The 25741-nt window shown below is 66.8% G+C and carries 18 protein-coding genes; 7 read left to right on the top strand and 11 right to left on the bottom strand.

Annotated elements, in window-relative coordinates:
* Window positions 1-59 precede the first annotated feature (59 nt).
* The 3 genes from J2X06_RS08230 (at window position 60) to J2X06_RS08220 (ending at window position 2229) form a co-directional block, all read left to right on the top strand.
* Window positions 60-653: a TIGR00730 family Rossman fold protein gene (locus J2X06_RS08230; RefSeq protein ID WP_310060691.1), complete on the top strand. Its 594-nt coding sequence runs from the start codon at window positions 60-62 to the stop codon at window positions 651-653.
* A 121-nt stretch (window positions 654-774) separates the two neighbouring features.
* Window positions 775-1791 carry a YhdH/YhfP family quinone oxidoreductase gene (locus J2X06_RS08225; RefSeq protein WP_310060689.1) on the top strand — a complete coding sequence of 339 codons (1017 nt, stop codon included), beginning with the start codon at window positions 775-777 and terminating at the stop codon, window positions 1789-1791.
* A 72-nt stretch (window positions 1792-1863) separates the two neighbouring features.
* Window positions 1864-2229, top strand: a complete 366-nt coding sequence (locus tag J2X06_RS08220; RefSeq protein WP_310060686.1) for a response regulator — start codon at window positions 1864-1866, stop codon at window positions 2227-2229.
* Window positions 2230-2303: 74 nt separating this feature from the next.
* Here the strand turns inward: J2X06_RS08220 and J2X06_RS08215 are convergent, their stop codons facing one another.
* On the bottom strand, window positions 2304-3182 hold the full coding sequence (locus J2X06_RS08215) for a DnaJ C-terminal domain-containing protein (RefSeq protein WP_310060683.1): 879 nt from the start codon (window positions 3180-3182) through the stop codon (window positions 2304-2306).
* Window positions 3183-3327: 145 nt separating this feature from the next.
* On the opposite strand from J2X06_RS08215, the gene J2X06_RS08210 reads away from it, so the two are divergent.
* The gene (locus J2X06_RS08210) at window positions 3328-3807 is read left to right on the top strand and encodes a peroxiredoxin (protein WP_310060680.1); all 480 of its coding nucleotides are present in this window, start codon (window positions 3328-3330) and stop codon (window positions 3805-3807) included.
* Between the two features lie 120 nt (window positions 3808-3927).
* Here the strand turns inward: J2X06_RS08210 and gyrA are convergent, their stop codons facing one another.
* The 9 genes from gyrA to J2X06_RS08165 form a co-directional block, all read right to left on the bottom strand.
* Window positions 3928-6543 (bottom strand): DNA gyrase subunit A, encoded by a 2616-nt coding sequence (gene gyrA / locus J2X06_RS08205; RefSeq protein ID WP_310060677.1) that lies wholly within the window; start codon window positions 6541-6543, stop codon window positions 3928-3930.
* Window positions 6544-6791: 248 nt separating this feature from the next.
* Complete coding sequence (gene mtnA, locus J2X06_RS08200; protein ID WP_310060675.1) at window positions 6792-7850, bottom strand: S-methyl-5-thioribose-1-phosphate isomerase; 1059 nt, start codon at window positions 7848-7850, stop codon at window positions 6792-6794.
* A 70-nt stretch (window positions 7851-7920) separates the two neighbouring features.
* Window positions 7921-8712, bottom strand: coding sequence for a DUF3011 domain-containing protein (locus J2X06_RS08195; RefSeq protein WP_310060672.1), 792 nt, complete (start codon window positions 8710-8712; stop codon window positions 7921-7923).
* A 124-nt stretch (window positions 8713-8836) separates the two neighbouring features.
* On the bottom strand, window positions 8837-9526 hold the full coding sequence (locus J2X06_RS08190) for a DUF3011 domain-containing protein (protein WP_310060670.1): 690 nt from the start codon (window positions 9524-9526) through the stop codon (window positions 8837-8839).
* 179 nt (window positions 9527-9705) lie between these two features.
* A complete protein-coding gene (gene epmA, locus J2X06_RS08185; RefSeq protein ID WP_310060667.1) occupies window positions 9706-10692 on the bottom strand; it encodes an EF-P lysine aminoacylase EpmA in 987 nt (328 codons plus the stop codon).
* A complete protein-coding gene (gene ligA / locus J2X06_RS08180) occupies window positions 10689-13166 on the bottom strand; it encodes an NAD-dependent DNA ligase LigA (protein ID WP_310060666.1) in 2478 nt (825 codons plus the stop codon). Before ligA ends, epmA begins: the two co-directional genes overlap by 4 nt.
* A gap of 171 nt (window positions 13167-13337) precedes the next feature.
* Window positions 13338-14081 carry a cell division protein ZipA gene (zipA, locus tag J2X06_RS08175; RefSeq protein ID WP_310060665.1) on the bottom strand — a complete coding sequence of 248 codons (744 nt, stop codon included), beginning with the start codon at window positions 14079-14081 and terminating at the stop codon, window positions 13338-13340.
* Between the two features lie 171 nt (window positions 14082-14252).
* The gene (gene smc / locus J2X06_RS08170; RefSeq protein ID WP_310060663.1) at window positions 14253-17756 is read right to left on the bottom strand and encodes a chromosome segregation protein SMC; all 3504 of its coding nucleotides are present in this window, start codon (window positions 17754-17756) and stop codon (window positions 14253-14255) included.
* Window positions 17757-17912: 156 nt separating this feature from the next.
* Entirely contained in the window at window positions 17913-19082 is a 1170-nt protein-coding gene (locus tag J2X06_RS08165) for an ABC transporter ATP-binding protein (RefSeq protein ID WP_310060662.1), read from the bottom strand.
* Between the two features lie 131 nt (window positions 19083-19213).
* Between J2X06_RS08165 and J2X06_RS08160 the strand changes: the two genes are divergently transcribed.
* The 3 genes from J2X06_RS08160 (at window position 19214) to pgl (ending at window position 22593) form a co-directional block, all read left to right on the top strand.
* Window positions 19214-20590 carry a GH1 family beta-glucosidase gene (locus tag J2X06_RS08160; protein WP_310060661.1) on the top strand — a complete coding sequence of 459 codons (1377 nt, stop codon included), beginning with the start codon at window positions 19214-19216 and terminating at the stop codon, window positions 20588-20590.
* A gap of 204 nt (window positions 20591-20794) precedes the next feature.
* Window positions 20795-21796, top strand: coding sequence for a glucokinase (gene glk / locus J2X06_RS08155; RefSeq protein ID WP_310060659.1), 1002 nt, complete (start codon window positions 20795-20797; stop codon window positions 21794-21796).
* A 56-nt stretch (window positions 21797-21852) separates the two neighbouring features.
* On the top strand, window positions 21853-22593 hold the full coding sequence (pgl, locus tag J2X06_RS08150) for a 6-phosphogluconolactonase (protein WP_310060654.1): 741 nt from the start codon (window positions 21853-21855) through the stop codon (window positions 22591-22593).
* A 6-nt stretch (window positions 22594-22599) separates the two neighbouring features.
* Here pgl and J2X06_RS08145 read toward each other — a convergent pair whose 3' ends face one another.
* On the bottom strand, window positions 22600-25740 hold the full coding sequence (locus J2X06_RS08145; protein WP_310060651.1) for a discoidin domain-containing protein: 3141 nt from the start codon (window positions 25738-25740) through the stop codon (window positions 22600-22602).
* Window position 25741 lies beyond the last annotated feature (1 nt).

The raw sequence follows: 25741 nt of genomic DNA, 5'->3' as shown, positions 1-25741 counted from the left end.
GCATGGCGGGCATCGTGCTGCTGAAATCGAACTGATCAACCACAAGGGTCGAAACTTCCATGCGTTCTGTCTGTGTGTACTGCGGTTCCAACGCCGGCGCCAAGCCGATCTATACCGAACGCGCCATCGCGCTCGGCACGCGCTTGGCGAAGGACGGCCTGACCCTGGTCTACGGTGGCGGCAACGTCGGCCTGATGGGCATCGTGGCCGATGCGGTATTGGAAGCCGGCGGCGAAGTGGTGGGCGTGATCCCGGAGCAGCTGGTCAACTGGGAGGTCGCGCACCGTGGCGTCACCCGCCTGGAAACCGTGGGCTCGATGCACGAGCGCAAGGCGCGCATGTTCGATCTCTCCGACGGTTTCATCGCCCTGCCCGGCGGCTTCGGCACGCTGGACGAAATGTTCGAGATGCTGACTTGGCGCCAACTCGGCATTGGCGACAAGCCTTGCGCGTTCCTCGATGTCGACGGTTTCTATGAGCCGCTGATCGCGATGCTCGACAGGATGGTCGAGGAGCGCTTTCTGCACGCCGACCAGCGTCGCGATTTGTGGCACGGCGACGATCTCACCGCGATGCTGGAGTGGATGCAGCGCTACCAGCCGGCGCAGGCGGACAAGTGGATGGATGAGAAGCGCAGGAAGGCGCTGCGTTAAGGGGTTGGACGTACTTTCTGGTATCGCGAGGTGCCGGAACCTCGTGGGACGTCGTCCCGGCGAATGCTGGATCGATTTTGCCGTTGCCGTTAGAGCAAAATGGATCCTGGATTTCGCCAGGATGACGACTCAAAAGTCCACGCCCATGCCCACTCCCAATACCTTCAACGCCTTCCGCATCCACAGCGACACCGCCGGTTACCGCAGCGGCATCGAGCAGATATCGCTCGACGACCTCGCTCCCGGCGAGGTCGTCATCAAGACCGCCTACTCCTCGGTCAACTTCAAGGACGCGCTGGCCGGCACCGGCCAAGGCAAGATCCTCAGGCGCTTCCCGCTCGTCGGCGGCATCGATGTCGCCGGCCACGTCGTCGCATCGACCGACCCGAAGTTCAGGGAAGGCGACGAAGTCCTGGTCACGGGCAGTGGCTTGAGCGAGACGCGCGACGGCGGCTATAGCCAGTACACCCGCCAGGAAGCGCGGTGGGTGATCCCGCTGCCGAAGGGCCTGAGCCTGCGCGAGAGCATGATCCTCGGCACGGCCGGCTTCACTGCCGCGCTGGCGCTGCTGCGCATGAGCGAGAACCGGCAGACGCCGGACCTCGGTCCGCTCGCCGTCACCGGCGCGACCGGTGGCGTCGGTTCGCTGGCCGTGGACATTTTCAGCCGCGCCGGCTTCGAAGTGCACGCGATCAGCGGCAAGCCCGAAAACGCCGATTACCTCACCTCCATCGGCGCCACGCAGGTGCTCGGTCGCGATGCCCTGGCCACCACACGACCGATGGAATCGGCTCGCTTTGGCGGTGGCCTCGACAACGTCGGCGGCCCGATGCTGGCCAGCCTGCTGGCCCAGACCACGCCTTACGGCAACGTCGCCAGCGCCGGCCTCGCCGCATCGCCCGAGTTGGACACCACGGTGATGCCTTTCATCATCCGCGGCGTATCGCTGCTGGGCGTGGCCTCCGCCGGCACCGCCCGCGACATCCGCGAGGCGGTCTGGCAGCATCTGGCCAGCGACTGGAAGCCCCGCCACCTCGACCGCATCTGCACGCGCGAAGCAGGTTTGGCCGAACTTCCCGACGTGTTCGCGACGATGCTTGCCGGCGGTTCCTTCGGGCGGACGCTGGTCACGCTCTGAGCGCGACGTGTACACGTCTTTGCGGGGAGTATGGCCCTCGCTACAATCGCCACAGTCTTATGGGGGAACCACATGGCGCGCATTTTGATCGTCGACGATTCGCCGTCGCAGTTGATGGGCATCCGCCGCATCGTCGAGAAGCTCGGCCATGAAGCCGTCACCGCGGAAGACGGGGCGGCGGGAGTCGAGGCGGCCAAGCGCGAGCTGCCGGACCTGATCCTGATGGACGTGGTGATGCCCAACCTCAACGGGTTCCAGGCCACCCGCTCGATCACCCGCGATCCGAGCACCCAGCACATCCCCATCGTCCTGGTGACCACCAAGGACCAGGACACCGACCGCGTCTGGGGCATGCGCCAGGGCGCCAAGGCGTACCTCACCAAGCCTTTCAGCGAAGGCGACCTGGCCGAAGTCATCCTGCAGTTGCTGCCCGCGTAAGTCGGCCTCTTCCGGCAAAAGCTGGACGAAAGTACCCGGTTTCACGATGCGCAGGGCGGGCCTTGGCCCGCCTGCTACGCGCGGCGCCAGTCGTCGCCGAACGCCTCACGCATCGTTTCGTAGGCCGCCCGCTGCTCGTCGGTATGGGGGCGCGGCGACAACACTTCCATCTCGACGATCTGGTCCCCCGGAGGGTCGCCCGGCAGTCCGCGTCCGCGCAGGCGCAACTTGCGGCCGGCTTCCGATTGCGGGGGAATCTTCAGCTCCACCCGGCCGCCCAACGTCGGCACGCTGACCGTCGCACCCAGAGCAGCCTCCCAAGGCGCCACGGGAAGCACGTGGATGACGTTGCGGCCGTCGACCTCGAACTGCGGATGCGCGGCGTATTCGATCTCCAGCAACAGGTCGCCGTGCGGCCCCTGGCCGGCCAGCCTGATCTTCTGGCCCGGCTTGATGCCCTTGGGCACGCGCACGTCCAGGGTCTTGTTGTTCACCGATATGCGCACGGAGCCGCCGTCGTAGACCGCTTCCAGCGGCACGGCCAGCTTGGCGCGCGTATCGCCGCGCGGCGCCGGCCCGCGCTGACCGAAACCGCCACCGCGCCCGAACAGGCTTTCGAAGAAGTCGCTGAATCCTCCACCGGCGCCGCCGCCGGCGAAGATCTCCTCGAAATCGACGCCTCCATGGCCACTGCCGAATCCACCGGGCGGCGGCTGCACGTCATCGCCGGGGCGATAGCCCCGCGCGCGCAACTGGTCGTAAGCGGCGCGTTTTTCCGGATCGCGCAGTGCCTCGTAGGCTTCGTTGACCGCCTTGAACTTGTCTTCGGCGCCAGCCTCCTTGCTGACGTCCGGATGGTATTTGCGCGCCAACCGGCGGTAGGCCGTCTTGATTTCGGCTTCGCCCGCGTTGGGTTCGACGCCCAGAGTCCCGTAGTAATCCTTGAATTGCATCGACGGCTCCTCTGACCGGTCCTGCGGTTCGCCGGGCACGGCGACAGTGTCGCCCACAATGGCAGCGACCACGCCAATTTCAAGTCGTGACGTCCACATTAACGTCCGGGCGCCTAGACTCTACGCATCCCCACAGGAGCATCCCATGAGCATCCAGGTCGGCGAACCCTTGCCCGAAGTCGTGTTGCAGCGCATCCGGGAGGGCGTGGAAACCATCGACACCAAGGCCCTGTTCGACGGCCGCAAGGTAGTGCTGTTCGCCGTGCCGGGGGCGTTCACGCCGACCTGCTCGGAGAAGCACCTGCCCGGCTTCGTGCAGCACTTCGAGGAATTTCGCCGCAAGGGCGTCGAGGTGGCGTGCATGGCCGTCAACGATCCGTTCGTGATGCAGGCCTGGGGCCAGAACCAGCACGTGCCAGACGGCCTGATCATGCTGGCCGATGGCAACGCCGACTTCACCCGCGCACTTGGCCTGCAACTCGACGCCAGTGCCTACGGCATGGGCACGCGCTCGCGCCGCTTCGCGCTGTACGCCGAAGATGGCGTCGTGCGCCAGCTTTATGTCGAAGCTCCGGGCGAATTCCGTGTGTCTTCGGCCGAGCACCTGCTGTCGCAGCTGCCGTAGGGCGGGCTTCCGGGCGCCCTGGCAATTCAAGGCGGATGTTCCAGTTGCGCTCCATCACCGAATTTCGCAAAAAGAACGCCGCCCGGAGGCGGCGTCTTCAGTACGGAATGTGAAGCGGGATTACGGAGTCGAACCCGACTCGACCTCGGCCGTTACGACAACCTGCCCTTCGACTTCCTCGGCCTCCAAATCGAGCGAAGCATCCACGCGCTCGATCGCCTGCAGGGTTTCGTCCGCAGCCATGCGCATCAGGGTCACGCCCTGCGTGTTGCGGCCGACCTGGGCGATTTCCGCCGCGCGGGTACGCACCAGCGTGCCGCCATCGGAGATCAGCAACACCTCGTGGTGGTCGCTGAGCTGGATCGCGCCCACCAGCGAGCCATTGCGGTCGCTGGTCTGGATCGCGATCACGCCCTGCGTGCCGCGGCCCTTGCGCGGGTACTCCGACACCGGGGTGCGCTTGCCATAGCCGCGGGCGCTGGCGGTGAGGATGTCGCCCTCGCCGTCGACCACGATCAGGCTGACCACCTCGGCGCTGTTCTCGCCGTCCTCGGTTTCGGCCAGGCGCATGCCGCGCACGCCGGTCGCGGTACGACCCATCGAGCGCACCTCGCCCTCGGCAAAGCGCACGGCCTTGCCGTTGCTGGCGAACATCATGATGTCGCGATCACCGTCGGTCAGCGCCACGCCGACCAGGGCGTCGCCCTCGTCGAGGTTGATGGCGATCTTGCCGCGCTGCAGGCGGAACGCGAACTCGGTCAGCGGGGTCTTCTTGACCGTGCCGTTGCGGGTGGCGAAGAACACGTAGCGGTTATCGTCGTACTCGCGCACCGGCAGCACGGCCTGGACCTGTTCGCCTCCTTCCAGCGGGATCCAGTTGATGATCGGACGGCCGCGTGCGTTCGGGCCGGCGTCGGGCAACTGGTACACCGGCAACCAGAACACACGGCCGGCGCTGGTGAAGGTCAGCAATGTGTCGTGCGTGTTGACCAGCCAGAGCTGGTCGATGAAGTCCTCTTCCTTGGTCGCGGCGGCGCTGCGGCCCTTGCCGCCGCGCTTCTGCGCGCGGTAGGTGCTGACCGGCTGGCGCTTGGCGTAACCGGCGTGCGACAGCGTCACCACCACGTCTTCCGGCGCGATCAGGTCGAGGATGTCGAGATCTTCCTCGCTGGCGCGGATCTCGCTGCGGCGGTCGTCGCCGAACTCTTCCTTGAGGTTGTTGAGTTCGGTGCGGATGACGTCGAGCAGCACATCCGGGTTCTCGAGGATCTCGATCAGGCCACGGATGGTTTCCAGCAGCTGCTTGTATTCCTCGGTCAGCTTGTCCTGCTCCAGGCCGGTCAGGCGGTGCAGGCGCATTTCCAGGATCTGCTGGGCCTGGGTCTCGGTCAGCTGGTAGCGGCCGTCGATCAGGCCCACGCCCTGCGGCAGGTCTTCCGGACGCGAAGCCTCGCTGCCGGCGGCAGCCAGCAGCGCGCCGACCAGCCCCGCTTCCCAGGTGCGGGCGAGCATGCGTTCGCGCGCCTCGTTCGGGTTGGCCGAGGTTTTGATCAGCTCGATCATCTCGTCGATGTTGGCGAGCGCGACCGTCAGGCCTTCCAGGATGTGCGCGCGGGCGCGCGCCTTGCGCAGGTCGAAGATGGTGCGGCGGGTCACCACTTCGCGGCGGTGACGGACGAAGGCTTCGAGGATCTGCTTGAGGTTCAGCAACTGCGGGCGGCCATCGACCAGCGCCACCATGTTGATGCCGAACACCGACTCCATCTGCGTCTGCTGATAGAGGTTGTTGAGCACCACGTCTGCCGATTCGCCGCGCTTGACCTCGATGTAGATGCGCATGCCGTCCTTGTCGGACTCGTCGCGCAGCTCGCTGATGCCCTCGAGCTTCTTTTCCTTGACCAGCTCGGCGATCTTCTCGATCAGCCGCGCCTTGTTGACCTGGTACGGGATCTCGGTGACGACAATCGCTTCGCGGCCGTTGTCGGCGGTCTCGATCTCGGCGCGCGCGCGCATGCGCACGCGGCCGCGGCCGGTGCGGTAGGCGTTCACGATCCCGGCGGTGCCGTTGATGATGCCTGCGGTCGGGAAGTCCGGGCCGGGGATGTAGGCCATCAGGCCGTCGACGTCGATCTCGGGCTGGTCGATCAGCGCAATCGTCGCGTTGACGACCTCGTTGAGGTTGTGTGGCGGGATGTTGGTCGCCATGCCAACCGCAATACCGGCCGAACCATTGACCAGCAGGTTCGGCACCCGCGTCGGCATGACGGTGGGTTCGAGTTCCTTCTCGTCGTAGTTGGGCTGGAAGTCGACGGTTTCCTTGTCGATGTCGGCCATCAGCTCGTGGCTGATGCGCGACATGCGCGCCTCGGTATATCGCATCGCCGCGGCATTATCGCCGTCGATCGAACCGAAGTTGCCCTGGCCATCGACCAGCAGGTAGCGCAGCGAGAACGGCTGCGCCATGCGCACCAGCGTGTCGTACACCGCGGTATCGCCGTGCGGGTGGTACTTACCGATGACGTCACCGACGATACGCGCCGACTTGTAGTACGGCTTGTTGCTGTGCGCACCCAATTCGTTCATCGCGAACAGCACGCGGCGGTGCACTGGCTTCAGGCCATCGCGGACGTCTGGGAGCGCGCGACCCACGATCACGCTCATCGCGTAATCGAGATAGCTGCGGCGCATCTCGTCTTCGAGATTGACCTGGATGATTTCCTTGGCGAGTTCGGCCATCGAGATTCCGTGCTGGTTGATCGTCCGCACACGTGGGCGCGGCGCTTGCGAGGGGTCTCGCGACTACCTGTCGGCGCCCCTGCGGACGCGGTCGAAAACCGCCCGTGCCGGGCCTGTTTTCAGCCCGCGCGCGGCGGCATCAAAAGGACACGAAATGATAGCACGTGAAGGCCGTTCACGGCACCGCGATTCTCACGCAGAAACAAGCACTTGCGGGGATTTTTTCAGTTTTCTGGACAACCCTGCTCTCAGTCGCCGAAAGCCGCCTTCATCGCCGCGGCATCCGGGCGCTCGATCACCCCCCGCTCGGTCACGATCGCGTCGATCAACTCGTGCGGGGTGACGTCGAAAACCGGGTTCCAGGCGCCCACGTCCTGCGCCGCTGTGCGCACGCCGCCGACGCCGAACAGCTCGCCCGGGTCGCGTTCCTCGATGTGGATGGCATCGCCCGACGGCGTATCCATGTCCACCGTCGAGGACGGGGCGACGACCATGAACTTCAGGCCGTGGTGGCGGGCGGCGATGGCCAGCTGGTAGGTGCCGATCTTGTTGGCGGTATCGCCGTTGGCACAGATGCGGTCGGCGCCGACCACGACCCATTGCACTTCGCCGGTCTTCATGAGGTGCGAGGCAGCGGAGTCGGCGATCAGGGTCGGCACGATGCCGTCCTGCTGCAGCTCCCACACGGTCAGGCGCGCGCCCTGCAACCACGGACGGGTCTCGCCGGCGTAGACCTTGTCGATGCGCCCCTCGGCGACGCCGGCGCGGATGACGCCCAGCGCCGTGCCGAAGCCGGCGGTGGCCAGCGAACCGGTATTGCAGTGGGTCAGCACACCACTGCCAGGGGTGATCAGCGCCGCGCCGAGAGCGCCCATGCGGCGGTTGGCAGCCAGGTCTTCCTCGGCGATCGCCTGCGCTTCGCGTTCGAGCACGGCACGCCAGTCGCTGCCCGCGGCGGCGAGCACGCGGCGCATGCGGGCCAGCGCCCAGGCCAGGTTCACCGCGGTCGGACGCGCGGCGTTGAGTCGCTGCATGGCAGGTTCGAGCAAGGCCACGGCCTGCGCACCGTCCGCCGCATCCACCGTGCGCGCCGCCAGCACCACGCCCCAGGCCGCGGCGATGCCGATGGCCGGGGCGCCGCGCACGGTCAGCGCGTGGATCGCGGCGGCGACGGCATCGCTGTCGTCGCAACGCACGTACTCGACCACGAAAGGCAACTTGCGCTGGTCGAGCAGTTCCAGGGAATCGCCGGTCCAGCGGATCGGGCGGATGCGGTCGTAGCGGTCGAAATCGATGGCGTCGGTCATGCCGCCAGTTTACCGGCTGCGACGGACTCCACGGTTTTCAGCCGGGATCTCTTCCCTTCCCGGCCGACGCCTAGCGCACCGCGAACTCGGCGCGGCACCCGTTGGACACCCAGATGCCGTCGCGGTCCCATCCCCAGCTCTGACCTTCCAGGCACGCGGCCTTGGACATCTGCCGGGTCATGCGCGCATCGCGGCGGATGGTGACGTTGCAGCGGCGCTGGCGTCGGTCGTCCGACCCGCAATACAGCGTCTGTGCCTGGCCCCAGCCCTGGCCGTTGTTCGCGCCGCCACCGTTCCAGCCACCGCCGCTACGGCTTGCGAATTCCGCGCGGCAACCGCTGGACACCCAGACGTAGCCGCGCTCATAACCCCAGGTGCGTCCTTCCACACACTGCGACTTGGAGTATTGGCGCACGAGGACTACCCGGCGCGCGTCGATCGGGCATTGGCGGTAACGGTTGTCGTTGGAGTCGCAACGTACGGTGTTGCCGTGGTTGCCGCCGTCGTAGTTGCCATCTCCGTGGTTCCCGCCATCGTTCCAACCGCCCCGCCCCATGGCGAACTCGGCGCGGCACCCGCTGCTGACCCACACCGCGTCGCGGTCGTAGCCCCACGTCCGGCCCTCGATGCATCGCGAGTCCGAGTACTGACGGACCAGTTGCACGCCCCGCCGGGTATCGGCCGGGCAACGGCGGTAGCGGTTGTCGTTGGAATCGCAACGGACGGTGGTCGCGCCGTAGCTGCCCTCGTAGCGGTCGCTGGCGTATTGCGGCGCCGCCGATGCCGAAGACGTCGCAAGCCCCATCACCACGGCCAATGCGGCCGAGGTCCATGCAGCCGATGCAGATACCCACGTGGTCATGCTCGTTTCCCCTGTGCCAAATGTCGCATTCACTTTAGCCAAGCTTCCTGAATGGACACCCTCGGAGATTCGACAGCACGCATCCAATTGCACTTCGCGTTTAGGCATTGCTTAACCTGGAACGTCAGCCGCCTCCGCCGCCGATCTCGAAATCGCCGCGGCAACCGCGCTCGACCCAGATGCCGCCGCGGTCGTGCCCCCAACTCTTGCCTTCGACGCATGGCGCCTTGGACAGTTGGCGACGCAGTTTCACCATGCCGCCGGTATCGACCTGGCACTGTTGCGGCCTGCCGTCCCGGGACTCGCAGCGAATGATGCGGACCTTCGCCTTGCGCTCACTTGCGGGACCCACCGCACGGAATTCGGCGCGACAGCCACCCGATACCCAGACGCCGCTCTTGTCCCAGCCCCAGTTCTGGCCACGGATGCACGGGTTTTTCGACAACTGGCGAACCATCTCCAGTCCGGTGGAAGTCTCGGCCGGACACTGATTCCAGCGACCGCCCCGCGATTCGCAACGCACGACGCGATCGGTATAGCCCGTGTCGATGCCGCTGCCGCCGAAGCCGGTCAGGAATTCCGCCCGGCAATGGTCTCGCACCCATATGGCGTCGACTTCCACGCCCCAGGTACGGCCTTCCGCGCACACGCCTTCGGAGAGTTCCTGCAACAGGCGCACGCCGCGCCGGGTATCCACCAGGCATCGCTCGACCGCGCCGTCGGTGGATTCACAACGAACACGGCGCTCGCTGTCACGGCGCACGGTTTCCTGAGCGGCCTTGACCGACGGCCAGACCATCAGCACGACGATCACCCCCGCACACCAAGCCGTCGACCTTCTTGTCAACACTACCCACCCCAACGCGGTTTCCGCTGGATCACTGTAGCGCGAGCAAGGAAAAATCCCATTAAGAAACTCGCCTTTAGCCAAATATCACAGTCGCGTCGTGAGCATCCTGTCACGCATGTGAGAAATCGGTCGTGAGCATCCTGTCACGCACGTGAAAAATCGAAGGCCAGCACGTCGCCGATGCGGTCGCTGCCCTGCATCGCCATCATCAGGCGGTCGACCCCCAGGGCGACGCCCGCGCAATGCGGAAATCCTTCCGCCAGCGCCTGCAGCATCCGTTCGTCGCGCGGTGGCTGAACATCGCCGCGATCCCGGCGCAGGGCCCGGTCGCGATCGAAGCGGCGGCCCTGCTCGGCCGCGTCGGCCAGCTCGTGGTAGCCATTGGCCAGTTCCAGCGGGCCCAGGTACAGCTCGAAGCGTTCAGCTACCGGAACGTCACCGGCGGCCTCGGCGCCACGCACGCGCGCCAGCGCGCATTGCGAGGCCGGATAGTCGTACACCGCCAGCAGTTGGTCGGCCGGGAACGAGGGCTGCAGGCGATGCGTCATCAGCAGGTCGAGCCAGTCGTCGCGGGTCAGCCCGGCCGGATCGATCACGACGTCGCCCATCGCCTCGCGCAGTGCTTGCTCGCTCGCCGTGTGCGCATCGATGCCCAGGCGCTGGCGGTACAGCTCGTGGTAGCCGATCTGCGACAGCGTGGCCCGGCGCCCGACCAGCGCCAATGCCGACTGAACCAGTTCGGCGGTTTCCTCGATCAGGCGACGATGATCCCAGTCCAGTCGATACCACTCGAGCATCGTGAATTCTGGGTTGTGGCGTCCGCCGGCCTCGCCATCGCGGAACACTCGCCCGAGCTCGTAACAGTCGCCGAAACCGGCCGCCAGCAGGCGCTTGAGCGGGTACTCCGGCGAAGTGCGCAACCACCGTGTGCGTGGCGCGCCGTCGGTGCGTCCACTGAACTGCAGCGAGAACGAGGCGATGTTCGGATCGGTATTGCCGGCCACCGACATCACCGGCGTCTCCACTTCGGTCACACCGCGCTCGGCGAAGAACGCGCGGATCGTAGCGTTCAACCGCGCCCGCAGGCGCAGCGCCTCGAAATCCGCGGAAGGACGCCAGTCCTGCGTCATACACCGTGCCCGGCAAGGAAGGCGAGCAGCCGCGCCTCGTCCCAGATCTCCACGCCCAGCTCCTGCGCCTTGTCGAGCTTGGAGCCGGCCGCCTCGCCGGCGACGACGAAGCTGGTCTTCTTCGACACGCTGCCGGCGACCTTGGCGCCCAGCGCCTCCAGCTTGGCCTTGGCCTCATCGCGACTGAGTCCTGTCAGCGTGCCGGTGAGCACCACGGTCTGGCCGTCCAGCGGCCCCTGCACCGCGGCGGCCGCGGCCGGCGTGAGTTCCAGCAGGCGCGTCAACGCCGCCGCGCTGTCGCTGAGCAACTTCGCGTGATGTTCGTCTTCGAGCCAGCCGGCCAGTCCACGCGCACTGTCGGCCGGCAGGCCGGCAGTGACGTAGTTGTGCTCGGGCGCGTCCAGCAGCGCATCGGCGCCGCGGAATGCCGCGGCCAACTGCTCGGCGCGCACCTTGGTGACCTTGGGGATTTCCAGGTCCTGCAGCAGCGTCGCCAGCGTCAGGCCATCGCGTAGTTTGGGTGACGGTGGATGCGTGTCGGTGATGGTGACGCCGCGTTCGAGCAGGTCATCGATCACCTGCTGGTTGCCCGGCTGGTCGAGGAAATGGCCGATCGAGCGGGCGACTTCGCCGCCTACATCCGGAACCCGCTTGAACAGCGGCCACGGCAGGTGGCGGATCAGTTCGATGTCGCCGAACCAGCCCGCCAAAGCCTTGGCGGTGCTTTCGCCCACGTGCTGGATGCCCAGCGCGTAAAGGAACCGCTCCAGCGTCGTGGTGCGGCTACGGTCGATCGCCTCCACCAGGTTCTCGGCCCACTTGGTGGCGACCTTGGCCCGGTTCCATTTCGCGGCGTAACCGGAAGGCAGCCGCTGATTCCATTCGGCCAGGCTTTCCCACGCCGTCGGCGAGAAATCCGATACGACCTCATCCTGGTACGTCAGCTGGCTCGCACTCTTCCCGAGCAACTCCACGAAGCCTTCCGCCGAATCCGAATCGAGCAGCGCCTTGGCGGTGAGCAGGTCGTCCAGGGTCAGGCGGTAGAGGTCGGCGACATTGCGGATCGAGTCCGAGTCGCTCAGGATTTCGATCAGGCGCTCACCGAGGCCTTCGATGTCCATCGCTCGACGCGAGGCAAAGTGGCCGATGGCCTCCTTGCGCTGCGCGGCACAGGTGAGTTCACCGGAGCAACGCCAGACCGCCTCGCCTTCCTCGCGCACCAGCTCCGACCCGCACACCGGGCACAGACCCGGCATCGACCACGGTTTTGTTCCGGCGGGACGGCGTTCGGGCACCACGCGCACGACTTCCGGAATGACGTCGCCGGCACGCCGCACGATCACGGTGTCGCCGTTGCGCACGTCCAGCCGCGCGACCTGGTCGGCGTTGTGCAGGGTGGCGCGCGTGACGGTGACGCCGCCAACCTGCACCGGCTGCATCAGCACCCACGGCGTGACGGCGCCGGTGCGGCCGACGTTGACCTCGATCGACTCCACGACCGTCATCTGTTCCTGCGCCGGGAACTTGTGCGCGATCGCCCAGCGCGGCGCGCGCGAGACGAAGCCCATCTCGCGCTGGCCTTCGTAGTCGTCAAGCTTGTACACCACGCCGTCGATGTCGAACGGCAGCTTGTCGCGCTTCTTGCCGACCTCGCGGTAGTAGCCCAGCAAACCGTCGGCGCCGGCCACCACCGCGCTTTCAACGCTCACCGGAAACCCCCACTCGCGCAGTTGTTTCAAGGTCTGCGAATGCGTGTCGGGCAGGTCGCCGCCTTCGACCTCGCCGACTGCATAGGCGTAGAACGCCAATGGGCGCTTTGCCGTGATGCGCGGATCGAGCTGGCGCAGCGAACCGGCCGCGCCATTGCGCGGGTTGGCCAGCACCTTGCCGCCGTGCTCAAGGGCATGCTCGTTGTAGCGCCGGAAATCCGCCAGCGGCATGTAGACCTCGCCGCGCACTTCCAGCACTTCCGGCCAGCCCTCGCCACGCAACTGCAGCGGGATCGCCTTGATCGTGCGCAGGTTGGCAGTGACATCCTCGCCGGTGGCGCCGTCGCCGCGGGTGGCGCCGCGGACGAAGCGACCGTCTTCGTAGCGCAGGCTGATGGCCAGGCCGTCCAGCTTCGGCTCGACCGAGAACTTCGGACGCTTTCGCCCCAGCTTCTGCTCGATGCGACGCTCGAAATCGACGATCTCCTCGTCGCTGAAGGCATTGCCCAGCGACAGCATCGGGATCGCATGGCGGACTTCCGAGAACGCACCCGACGGGGTGGCGCCGACGCGCTGTGTCGGCGAATCGGGCGTCACCAGCTCCGGGTGCACGGACTCCAGTTCATCCAGTTCGCGCAACAGCCGGTCGTACTCGGCATCCGGAATGGTCGGATCGTCGAGCACGTAGTAGCGGTAGTTGGCGTCGTCGAGCTGGCGACGCAGTTCGTCGATGCGGATGGCCGGATTGGAATCGGACTTGGGCACGTACAAATCCTTACGCCGTCATCCCGGCGAAAGCCGGGATCCATGTTGATCCTGATTCTGCTCTTGCTGGAGCCGTCGTCCAGGATAGGCAAGCGCGACTGCAAACTGGACCGGGCTTTGCACAACGACGACCTCCGGGAGCCGGAGAATTCGTGGAGCCGCGCCTGGTGCTTACCAGCGCGCCGGCTTGGTCAGCGGCGGAGCTTCGCGCTGGCGGTCGTAGGCGCGCAGCTCATCGCGGATCTGGCCGATGCGCTGACGGTCGAGCGCGTTGCGCGAATCGTCCAGGACCACACCTTCGAGCAGCTCGGCCATGCGCTGTGCGGTCGGCAGCATGGTTTCCCAGGCATCGAGCGCGTTGACCGGCGCAGGCAGGGTCAGGAAGAACGCGATCGCCGGCGTTTCCAGCGCCTGGATCTGCGCCATGTCGAAACTGCCGGGCTTCATGATGTTGGCGACGCTGAACACCGGGCCGCGCTCGGGGTGATTCTCTACCAGGCGGTGGAACACGCCCATGTGGCCGTAGACCAGGCCGGCCTTCTCGGCGGCGACGACGATGTCGGGACCGTGCAGCTTCTGTCCGGCGCGCGCGGCCAGGTACAGGGTGACGATCTTGTCGAATTCCTCGGTGGCGCGACGGCCGAGTTCGCTGTTGGTGCCGCCTTCCAGGGTGTGGTCGAACAGCTCCAGCTCCGCCTGCGTGGTCGTCTCGCCACCCAGGCTGCCCTCACCGCCCAGTTCACTCTGCAGTTGTTCGCTCAGCGTCGGCTCGTGACGCGCCAGGTCGGGACCGCCATCGCGCGCAACGCGCTTGCCCTGCCCCGGCTTGCGCGGGCGACCGAAAAATACGATCGCGCCGATCAGGATCAGGCCGGCAATCAGGATTCCGATCCGCAGCATGGTCACATCTGACATTGAAGGCTCCTTACGGCGGGGATGGAACGGGACGGCCCGATGGCGCCGTCCAACAACGGAAACGGGGAAACGGCTTCGAAAAACGGGGTGTTGTCCAAGACTTGGGCGGAACTGGATTCCCGCACGCGACCGCTCCCCATTTCCCTACTCCCTATTTCCCGCATTCCAGCATCAGGCCACACCGGCCAGGCGCGAAGCTTCGGCCAGGTCGACCGACACCAGGCGGCTGACGCCCGGCTCGCGCATGGTCACGCCCGACAATTGCTGCGCGGCTTCCATCGTCGCCTTGTTATGGGTGACGAAGAGGAACTGTACCTGTTCGCTCATCTCGCTGACCATCTGCGCGAGGCGTCCGACGTTGGCTTCGTCGAGCGGCGCGTCGACCTCGTCGAGCAGGCAGAACGGCGCGGGATTGAGGCGGAAGATCGCGAACACCAGCGCCACCGCCGTCATCGCCTTCTCGCCGCCGGACAGCAGCGAGATGTTGGACACACGCTTGCCGGGGGGGCGCGCCATGATCGACACGCCGGTATCGAGCAGGTCCTCGCCGGTGAGCTCCAGGTAGGCATGGCCGCCGCCGAACAGGCGCGGATACAGCTCCTGCACGCCGCTGTTGACGCGGTCGAAGGTGTCCTTGAAGCGGCCGCGGGTCTCGCGGTCGATCTTGCGGATCGCGTCTTCCAGGGTTTCCAGAGCCGTGGTGAGGTCGGTGAACTGCGCGTCGAGGTATTCCTTGCGCTGCGCGGCCTCGGCGTGTTCCTGGATGGCGGCCAGGTTGACCGGCTCCAGGCGCCGCAGCTTGCCATCGAGTTCTGCGACGGTGCGTTCCCAGACCTGCGGATCCATGTCCTCGGTCAACGTGTTGACCACGTCCTCGAGCACGAAGCCGGCTTCGGTCACGGCCGCGGCCAGCTGCTCGGCCTTCAGCACCAGCGCCTGCTGCTCCAGGCGACGCTGGCCGATGCCCTCGCGTTGCTGGATGGCCTGGTCGTCGCGCTGGTGGCGGACCTGCTCGAAGCGGCGAAGGTCGTTGTCAATGCCGTCGAGCGTGGTGCGCGCGAGGGCGAGGTTCTGCTCGGTGATTACGCGCTGTTCGAGCGCGACCTGGCGCTGCTCCTCCAGCGTCTGCACCGGGACGTCGCCGTCGGCCAACTGCGCCGACAGTTCGCCCAGGCGCGAGTCGAGCTGGCCGCGCTGGCCGCCCATGCGGTCCAGCGCCTGCGACAGCGCGGTGATCTGGGTGCGTTGCGATTCCAGCGTCAGCGCCAGGGCATGGGCGGTGTCGCGCGTCTCGCGCGCCATGTTGCGGGCCTGGTCGCGGGCCTCGCCGAAGGCGCGGCGCTGCGCTTCCAGTTGCTGGCGCGCATCCTCCAGCTCACCCATGCGCACGACCGCTTCTTCCTGGCGGTTGCGTGCTTCGCGGGACTGGTCGCGGCTGCTTTCCAGCGTTTCGCCCAGTTGCTCGAGCTCGGCGTCGATCTTCTCGATGCGGCCGCGTGCCGAATCCAGGCGACCCTGCTGGCTCTGCAGCTGGCCGGCCAGTTCGGACACGCTGCGGTGCGCCATGTACAGCGTGCGCTGCGCGTCCTCACGCTGCTGCTCGGCGGCAAGCAGGCGGTCGCGCAGTTGCACCAGCATCGAGTCCAGTTCGCGCTCGCGGTTCTGCAGCGTTTCGATCTCGCCGCGCAGCGTCTGGATCTCGCGCTCGCGCAGCAGCGCGCCCTGCTTGGCCGCGCCGGAGCGCAGCACGCGCACCCAGCCGGCGCCGAGGCGCTCGCCGTTGCGGGTGATGATCGATTCGCCATCGCCCAGCATCGGCAGCATCGCGCGTGCTTCCGACAGCGTTTCGGCGGCATGTAGCTTGGCCAGGATGCGGCGGATCGCGATCGGGCCGCGCACCTTCGAAGCCAGCGAGGTCGCGGCGAACTCGACCGCATCGTTATGCGGATCGACCAGGGCCAGGCGCCCTTCGCCGAGTTCGCCGATCGCATCGACCAGCGTTTCCGGCGATTCGACCAGCACGCCTTCGATCAACTGACCGAGCGCGCTTTCGACGGCGTTTTCCCAACCGTCCTCGACGACCAGCTTCTCGCCCACGCGCGCCGCGGAGTCGAGTCCGCGCGCCTGCAGCCAGCTCAGCGCGGCGCCCTGCTCCTGGCCCAGCGCGGCGTGCTGCAGCGTCTCCAGCGAGGACAGGCGGCCACGCGCGGCCTGCGCGCTCTTGCGCACGTCGGCCAGCTGGGACTGGGCGGAGCGCTGCTGTTCCTGCAGTTCACCCAGCGTGCCCTTGCGGGTCTCCAGCTCCTCGCTGAGGTTGTCGATCGAGAACTTCTGCGTCTCGTGCTGTTCCTGCAACGCGGCAAAAGCTTCGGCCAATGCGTTGACGTCGAGCCCGAAGCGCTCGCTGTTGAGCGCGGCGCGACGGCGGTCGACGTCGAACACCTGGCGGTCCAGGTGCTCGATGCGGGTGCGCTCGACGTCGGCCGCGCGGGCGGCCTCGGCCTGGGCGCGGCTGTGCTCGTCCCAGCGCTGCTGCCAGTCGTTGAGCTTCTGCTCGGCATCGCGCAGCGCTTCCTGGCGGGCCTCGTCGTCCTCGCGAAGCTGCTCCAGTCGCGGTTCGGCCTCGGCCACGGCCGAGCGCAGCACGTCCAGGCGCGACTGGTCGCTGCCGATGTGCTCGCCCAGTTCGGCCAGCGCCGCCATCGCCTCGTCGCGCGCCTTGTGCAGGCGCTGCGTCATCTCGCGCTGGTGCTGGATCTGTTGTTCGATGCGGGCCAGCGTGCCGCCGACCTCATAGCTGGCGGCCTGAGCCTTGTTGAGCGACTCGGCGGACTCTTCGCGCTTGACGCGGCCGACTTCGATCTCGCGCTCGGCTTCGCGCTGCTCGGCGATCAGCTGCTGCAGGCGGGTTTCCTGCTGGCTCAGCTTCTCGCGCTGGGCCTGCAGCTTCTGGTCGAGGGCGCGGTGTTCCAGCGCCTTCCACTCCGCGTCCTTGACCCGGCGTTCGGCCTGGATGGCCTGGTACTGCTCGGCCTGCCGCGCCTGGCGCTTGAGGTGTTCGAGCTGCTTGCCTACTTCCTCGCGCAGGTCGTTGAGGCGGTCGAGGTTCTCGCGGGTATGGCGGATGCGGGTCTCGGTTTCCTTGCGGCGCTCCTTGTACTTGGAGATGCCGGCGGCTTCCTCGAGATAGACGCGCAGTTCCTCGGGCTTGGCCTCGATGACCTGGCTGATCATGCCCTGCTCGATGATCGAGTAGCTGCGCGGGCCCAGGCCGGTGCCGAGGAACAGGTCGGTGATGTCGCGGCGGCGGCACTTGGCGCCGTTGAGGTAGTACTGGCTGGTGCCGTCGCGGCTGACGGTGCGCTTGACCGAGATCTCGTTGAACGCGGCGAATTCGCCGGTGATGGTGTGGTCGGAGTTGTCGAAGATCAGCTCCACCATCGCCTGCGACACCGGCTTGCGCGCGGAGGAGCCGGCGAAGATCACGTCGGTCAGCGAGTCGCCGCGCAGGCGGCTGGCCGAACTTTCGCCCATCACCCAGCGCACGGCATCGATGATGTTGGACTTGCCGCAGCCGTTGGGACCGACGATGCCGGTCATGTTGTTCGGCAAATGCAGCGTGGTCGGATCGACGAAGGATTTGAAACCGGACAGCTTGATCGTGGACAGACGCATGCGGCGGGGTTGCCTCTGGCGGCGCTTCGCAGGCGCGGCCGTTATTACCAACTGGGATTAAATTTGTCTCCCAACCATTTGATTCATATGGGAGACGCACGGTCCTTCAACCGTATCTTCACGCGAGTATAGCGGGGCCTTCAACGGCCGTCCCGATCAGGCGTCGCGGGCGACAGGCGCCTGCGCGGCGGTCCCGTCGTAGGCCGCCGGAACGGCGGCGCCAAGGCCATCGAGGCGTCGCTCGCTGGCGGGGTCGAAATAATGCATGCGGGCAGGGACGTGGCCGAGGTGGACGGTATCGCCGACCTTCGGCAGGTCATGCGGCGGCAGGCGCACGATCAACTCGCAGCCATCGCAGCCCAGATCGAGGAAGGCCTCGTTGCCGACCGGTTCCACCGCCTCCACATGCGCCGACAGCGTGCCCGGGCCCGCCTCGGCCAAGTGCAGATCCTCGGGACGCAGTCCGACCGTCAGCTTTTGCCCGATGTAGCCGCGCACCTGCTCGCGCAATGCGCCTTCGGGGTGGAGCGGCAATTCCACGCCGTCGGAGATCCGCAGGGCCAGGTCGGTACTTTCGCGTTCCACCACTTCGCCCCACAGCAGGTTCATCTTGGGACTTCCCAGGAATGTGGCGACGAACAGGTTGGCCGGCTGGTTGTACAGCGCCATGGGCGTGTCGATCTGCTGGATGCGCCCATCCTTGAGCACGACGATGCGCTGGCCCAGCGTCATCGCCTCGACCTGGTCGTGGGTGACGTAGACCATGGTGGTGCCAAGCTGGCGATGCAGGCGCGAAATCTCCACGCGGGTGCTGGCGCGCAGCTTGGCGTCGAGGTTGGAGAGCGGCTCGTCCAGCAGGAATACCTGCGGCTGCCGCACCAGCGCCCGCCCCAGCGCGACGCGCTGGCGCTGGCCACCGGACAGCGCGGCCGGCTTGCGGTCGAGCAAGGGCTCCAGCTCAAGCATCGCCGCGGCCTCGCGCACGCGCGCAGCGACCTCGGCCTTGCCGGCACCGCGCAGCTTCAGGCCGAAACCCAGGTTCTCCGCCACACTCATGTGCGGATACAGCGCGTAGCTCTGGAACACCATCGCGATATCGCGATCCTTCGGCGCCACCTCGTTCACCACGCGGTCGCCGATACGCAGCTCGCCGCTGCTGATCGCCTCCAGGCCCGCGATCATCCGCAGCAGCGTGGACTTGCCGCAGCCCGAAGGCCCGACCAGCACGAGCAGCTCACCGTCGTGGATCTCGAAGCTCGCGTCGTCAACGCCAACGAAGCCGTTGGGATAGACCTTGCGCAGACGATCCAGCGTGAGCTTCGCCATGAGTTCCCCTGAAATCCGTATAGCGGGTGGACGCGGTCGACGATGACAATTGTCGCCGACCTCGGCTATCCTGCCATGTAACCGTTTACATGCCTATCCATCGTGCAAGATGCGCCCGGAGACTTCGCCCCATGAGTGACGCCCCCGTCTTTCCCCAAGGATTCCTGTGGGGCGCGGCCACCGCCGCGCACCAGATCGAAGGTTCGCCGCTGGCGGACGGGGCCGGTCCCAGCATCTGGACGCGCTTCGCGCACACGCCGGGCATGATGCTCAACGGCGACACCGGCGACGTTGCCTGCGACCACTACAACCGCTGGAAGGACGACGTGAAGCTGATGCGTGAGCTCGGCCTGCAGGCCTATCGCTTCAGCGTGTCGTGGTCGCGCATCCTGCCCGAAGGCACTGGCCGGGTGAACCAGAAGGGCCTGGACTTCTACTCGCGACTGGTCGACGAACTGCTCGCCAACGGCATCGAGCCGCTGCTGACGCTGTATCACTGGGATCTGCCGGCGGCTCTGGACGACCGCGGCGGCTGGCTCAATCGCGACATCGCCGACTGGTTCGCCGAATACGGCAGCGTGCTGTTCCGCGCACTCGACGGACGGGTCAAGAAGTGGGTCACGCTCAACGAGCCGTGGGTGGTCACCGACGGCGGCTACCTGCACGGCGCGCTGGCGCCGGGACATCGCAGCAGGTTCGAAGCGCCGATCGCCTCGCACAACCTGATGCGCGCGCACGGCGCCGCGGTGAAGGCGTACCGCGAGATCGGCAAGCACGAAATCGGCCTGGTGGTGAACATCGAACCGAAGTATCCAGCCACCGATTCGGCCGAAGACCAGGCCGCGGTGCGTCGCGCCCACGCCTACATGAACGAGCAGTACCTGCACCCCGCCCTGCTCGGCCACTACCCACCGGAACTGAAGGAAATCTTCGGCGAAGCGTGGCCGGAGTGGCCGGCCGAAGACTATGCGCTCATCAAGCAACCGCTGGATTTCGTCGGCATCAACTACTACACGCGCAGCGTCACCAAGGCTGCGACCAGCTACCCGCTTAATACCGGCGTGGTGAAGCAGCCTCTGGGCACCTATACCGAAACCGGCTGGGAAGTCTTCCCGCAAGGCCTGACCGACCTGCTGCTGTGGTTCAAGCAGACCTACGGCGACCTGCCGGTTTACATCACCGAGAACGGCGCAGCCTTCTTCGATCCGCCCACCGCAGACGTCGATGCCGCCGGCAACCGCCGCGTACGCGACCCGCTGCGGATGGACTACCTGCGCAAGCATTTGAGCGCCATCCACGACGCGATCCAGGCTGGCGTCGACATCCGCGGCTACATGCTCTGGTCGTTCCTCGACAACCTCGAGTGGTCGCTGGGCTATTCCAAGCGCTTCGGCATGGTGCACGTCAATTACGGCACCCAGGAGCGCACGCCCAAGGACAGTGCGCGCTGGTATTCCGAGGTGATCCGCACGCACGGCCGCAAACTGGCCGATCCACTGCCCTACTGAGCTTGTTCCGGACGGGGCCCGCTGCTTCCCTTCCTCGGCAGCGGGCTTCTTCCGGGCCTTTTTCCCGGCATGGCCGGGACTGATTTCGTATTCATCGAAGATCGCGCCGTCGTGGCGCAGCAATCGGCAGACAGGGTGATCGCGAGTCGATTACGCTGCGGGCGAACGGGTTTTTTGCCCCGACCGATTCGACCTGGTGATTCCGTGAACGCTCCCGCTTCCGCCGACGCCCTGCTCGCCGATATCGGCGGGACCAATGCCCGCTTCGCATTGGCCCGCCAGGATTCGCGCACGCCACTGCTGATGGACAGCGTGCGCGAATTCGCGGTGGCCGACTTTCCGTCGCTGGCGCACGCGGCACAACACTATCTCGACAGCTCCGGCACGAGCGTGGGCACCGGTGCAAGCGCACTGACCGGCGTGTTCGCGGTGGCCGGACGCGTGGACGGCGACGAAGCACGCATCACCAACCATCCCTGGGTGATTTCGGCGCAACGCACCGCGCAGGCGCTGGGACTTCGCTCGCTGCGGCTGGTCAATGATTTCGCCGCGCAGGCGATGGCCGCTTCGCTGTTCACGCAGGATGATGTCATTCCCATCGGCGGCGCGACCTGGTCGCCCGACAACGGCGGCGACAAGACGTACGCGATCATCGGTGCCGGCACCGGCCTCGGCGTCGGCGGACTGTTGCGTCGCGACGGCCGCTACTACCCGCTGCAGACCGAAGGCGGCCATGTAAGCTTCGCCCCGAACACGCCCGAGGAAATCGACATCCTCAGGCACCTGTCGGCCGAGTTCGGGCGCGTCTCCAACGAACGCCTGGTCAGCGGCATGGGCCTGGTCAACCTGCACCGCGCGTTGAGCGCCATCGCCGGCGAAAGTCCGGGTCCGCTCAAGCCCGAAGACATCACCGCGCGCGCCCGCGAAGGCGACCCGCGCAGCCTGCGCACCATCGACGTGTTCTGCGCCGTGTTCGGCGCGGCAGCGGGCGATCTGGTGTTGACGCTGGGCGCATGGGACGGCGTGTTCCTGACCGGAGGCCTGGTACCCAAGCTGCTGCCGACGCTGGCCCGCTCGGGCTTCCGCCAGCGCTTCGAATTCAAGGGCCGTTTCGCCCCGGTGATGGCACGCGTGCCGGCGCTGGCGGTGGTGCATCCCCAGCCAGGGCTGCTGGGTGCCGCCGCGCTGGCGCAGCAAACGCCTTAACACGGCTTTCCACCCATCAACGCGGTCTAGAACCGCCACATGCGAAGATCGAAAGGATGGTCAGCCCAAGCGCCTCCAAACCGATCGAATCTGGCGACCGGTTCGTGTTGTTCGTTCACGCGAGCACCGACGAATGGGTGTGGGCGAGTGCCGTGGCAATCGCAGCCGAGCTTCGTCGCGACCTGGCCCTGCGACCGCGCTCGCGCCTGTTGCTGTCCGGCGGCACGACGCCTGCGCCCGTCTACCAGGCCCTGGCCAAGGCGCCTTTGGATTGGCCGCGTGTGGACGTGGCGCTGGTCGATGAACGCTGGCTGCTTCCGGACGATCCCGACAGCAACGCGCGACTGGTCCGTACGCACCTGCTGCACCACCACGCCGCCGCGGCGCGGTTCGAAGCGATGACCCAGTCAGGACGACGCATCGAGGAGGCCGTCGCCATCGCCAATGCGCATGCGCAGCAGCCGACCGCAGTCGCCGTACTCGGCATGGGTGATGACGGACATACTGCGTCGTTGTTTCCAGGCATGGCCGACCTCGATCGCGTGCTCGCCAGCCGCCAGTCCTATGCCGCCGTCGACGCCACCGGTTGCCCAGGCGCCCGGAATTGGCACCGACGCATCAGCCTGACCCCGGCAGGCTTGGCCGCTGCCCACGCGCGGGTGCTTCTGATCCAGGGAGCAAGCAAGCGCCGAGTGTTCGAGCAGGCCCTGGCCGACGGCGACGTGAAGCGATGGCCCGTGCTGGCGGCGCTGGGCGGCGGAGAAGTGCCGCCATTGCAGGTTCACTGGTGCGCCTAGAGCGGCTCAGGGCGGCGCGAGCGTCACGGTGACCCGCGACGGCGTCGCACGGATGCGCAGCTCGTCGCCCTGCCATTGCGCCCGCCTGCCGTCGATCGACGTCTGGCCCGGTTTCTGCCGATAGGGCCAGCGCAACACGATGCCTCCCGCAGGCGACTTCAATCCCGGCGACAACGTCAGTACCAGCCGGTCGCGCTCGCGCCTGATCGTGTAGCCCAGCGCACCATACGGCGTGCGCAGGCCCTCCACGGCGACGCCCTCGCCGTCCAGCCACGCCGTCGGCAGTCCGGCGGCGATCACCAGTGACTGGTCGTCGTCGCGCGTGTAGGCGAACAGATCGAGCGCCGATCGCACGTAGTCGGACTCGACCCAGGCATGCGGCAGGTCGCCCACGAAGAATGGTGTGCGCGGCGTGCGCGAGACCACTTCCGCCCACTGGTTCCAGGCGCGTGGCTGCTGGTCGGCGAAGAAGAACGCCATCGCTTCATGCGCCCGCTCGCGCCAGCCCAGGCGCACGAAGCTGCCGATGGTGCGCAGCTCGTAGGGCGTGTAGTCCCGCCACTCGCGCGTGCCGTCGCGGCGTGCGACGAACTCGCGCCAGTAGCGTTCGAAGGTGTTTTGCAGCAACGGTTGTGGCAATTGCGCCTGTTCTCCTCCCGGCGCCAGGGCAATCGTCGAGGACGTAGCGTCGAAATCGCCGAGTTCCGCGGACCCTGGCAGGTAATCGATGCCGTGCCGGTGTGTCGCCGCCTGCAGCGAGGCATACAGGTCTTCGCGGAACTGGTCGCGAGCCTCGGCCAGGCGCACGGCATCGGCGTCGCGTCCCAGCCACTGCGCGATCTCCACGGCATCCTTGTAGCCGCGCAACGTCCAGAAGTTGTCCCAGTAGGAGTGCATCGGCTTGGCCGAGTACCCCTCGTGGCTGATCGACGCGGGCATCATCCCGTAGAAGGCGGGGTCCCTGGCGCGGTTGGCTTCGGTGCGCTCGCTCAGGCGCAACTGGTCCATGTATTTCACCGCGCCCTGCACGTGCGGCCACATCGATTCCAGCAGTTCGCGGTCGCGCGTGTAGCGATAGACCTCGGCGACGGTGAAGACCAACTCGCCGTGGCTGTCGTTCTCCGGCACCGGGTCGCTGCCGCGGTTGTCGACGCAGCATGGCACCTTGCCGTTGTTGAACTGGTACGGCGCATACCAGCGCAGGAATTCCTCCGCGACGTCCTCGCGCCCCATACGCAGCAGGCCTTCGCCGATCATCGCGCCGTCCCGGATCCAGGCGCGCGAGTACGAGCGCGTGCCCGGTTGCAGGCGCGGGCCGATGCGGCTGATCAGCATGTGCGCCAGGCCCGTACGCAGCGTGTCGACAACCTTCTGGCCCTGTTCGGGCACGCGCAGCTTCACGCGGTCGAGCTTGTCGCGCCATTGCGCGGCCACCTGTCGCTGCATCGCCTCGGCGTCCCCTGCCGCCAGCGGCGCGGGAAAGTCTCCGGTCAGCGGCGCGATCCAGTCGGTTTCGAACGACTCACCGGGCCCCAGGCGCACGGTGTAGGACATCGCGCCGCTGGCCAACCCGGTCGGATCGTCGACGGCAACGGCATCCGCGCGCCATTGCGCAGGCGCGTCGACGGCATCGAACGTCGTGACGTGAGCCCTGTGAGGCATCGGGAAGGCAACCACCCTGGGCCTTTGTTCGACTTCCACGCGGCCATCGGCGATCCGCAGGCGGTGGATCGGGCTGACACCACCGACCGTATTGAGGAACTGGCTGGGCGGGTTCACCTGCAACGGCCGTATGCGCAGCATCAGCGTGTAGTCGAGCGGAGCTTGCGTGGGGTTGGTCAGGCGGTAGCGGCCGACCAACTGCGATTGCGCGCGCGTCCCCTGCGCAAAAGACGTTATCCGCAGCCGCAGGTCGTCGCGCCGCCATTCCACGCTGGGTATCGGCAGGTAGCCATCCTGCAGAGATTGCTTCGAATCCACGTTCGACCAGTCGGCAATGCCGGCGGGCGTCATGACGACGGGCTCGATACTGAAGGCGCCTTTGCCCAGCTCGATCGCGCCGTCCTCGCCGATCAGGCCCTGCTCGTCGCCGCCATCGATGCCGACGATGGTCCAGTACGGTTGCTCGCCGCTGAAGCCCCGCGGATACGAGCCACGTTTCGCCTCGGAGGCGACGGCCTTGAGGAAATCGTTGGGCGTGGCGGAGAAAGCCAGGGGCTGTACGACGAATTCGGCCAACCCGATCGAAGTCCCCTCGCCTGCCAGCGTCGTCAGGCGCAGGTATCGGGCTTCGGACTCGGGCAATGCGATGTAGTCGTTTCCGCCGTCGCTGCCTGTCACTTCGCGCGCGATCCGCCAGGCGCGGGCGTCATCCGACAGCTCGATGCGGTAGGAAGTGCTCGCCAGTCCGGGCAACCAGCGCAGCACGATGCCGCCGAACTCGCGCGTGCGCCGAAGGTCCATGCGCCACTGCGGTGAGGCGGACAGCGGCGCCTTCCAGGCCGTGGCGGGATTGCCGTCGATCGCGTTCGCAGGCGGAGCGCCGGATTCCCGGGCGGTCGCGGCCGCCTGCCCGGTCAGCGGCGAATGGTCCTCCGGCGGCAGCGTGCGCAGCGTCAGCTCGTCGAAGCACACCGATCCCTTGCCGCCGACGCGGTTGTAGATCGTGAACTCGATCCTGCGGCTGTGGCGCAGCGTCGGATCCGGTGCGGGCCCCCAGGCGCGGCTGATGTGCCGTTTCTTGTAGACGACCGGCGTCCATTGCCTCGGATACTCAAAGTGCGTCCGGTTGACCCACCACACGTTGTCGCCGCTGTCGTCGACCAGCTTGAACTGCAGGTCGTTGGCCGGCGAATCCCCGCGCAACTGGAACGCGAAGGCGTAGTTGTCCGGATAGTCCAGCGGCAGCTCGCGCTGCATGGCGGCGTAGCCGGAAACGTCGTTGAAGTCGTAATCCAGGCAGAGCGCCTTGCCGTCATGGCCCTCCGCCACGCGGAACGTTCCGCTGACCTGGTCCGACGTGGCGACGGTCCAGGCGCCGACCTGTTCGAAGTCGTCGAGCTTGCGCGCGTTGCCTTGCGCGAACGCCGGGGCGCCCACCGCGGCCAGGACCAGGGCAAGCCCCGACCATGCAGCAAAACGCTTCATG

This window comes from Lysobacter niastensis, assembly GCF_031457115.1.
In the GTDB taxonomy this organism is placed as follows: Bacteria; Pseudomonadota; Gammaproteobacteria; order Xanthomonadales; family Xanthomonadaceae; genus Lysobacter_J; species Lysobacter_J niastensis_A.
The sequence above is the reverse complement of the archived record's forward strand: the minus strand, read 5'-3'. Positions and strand labels throughout refer to the sequence as shown.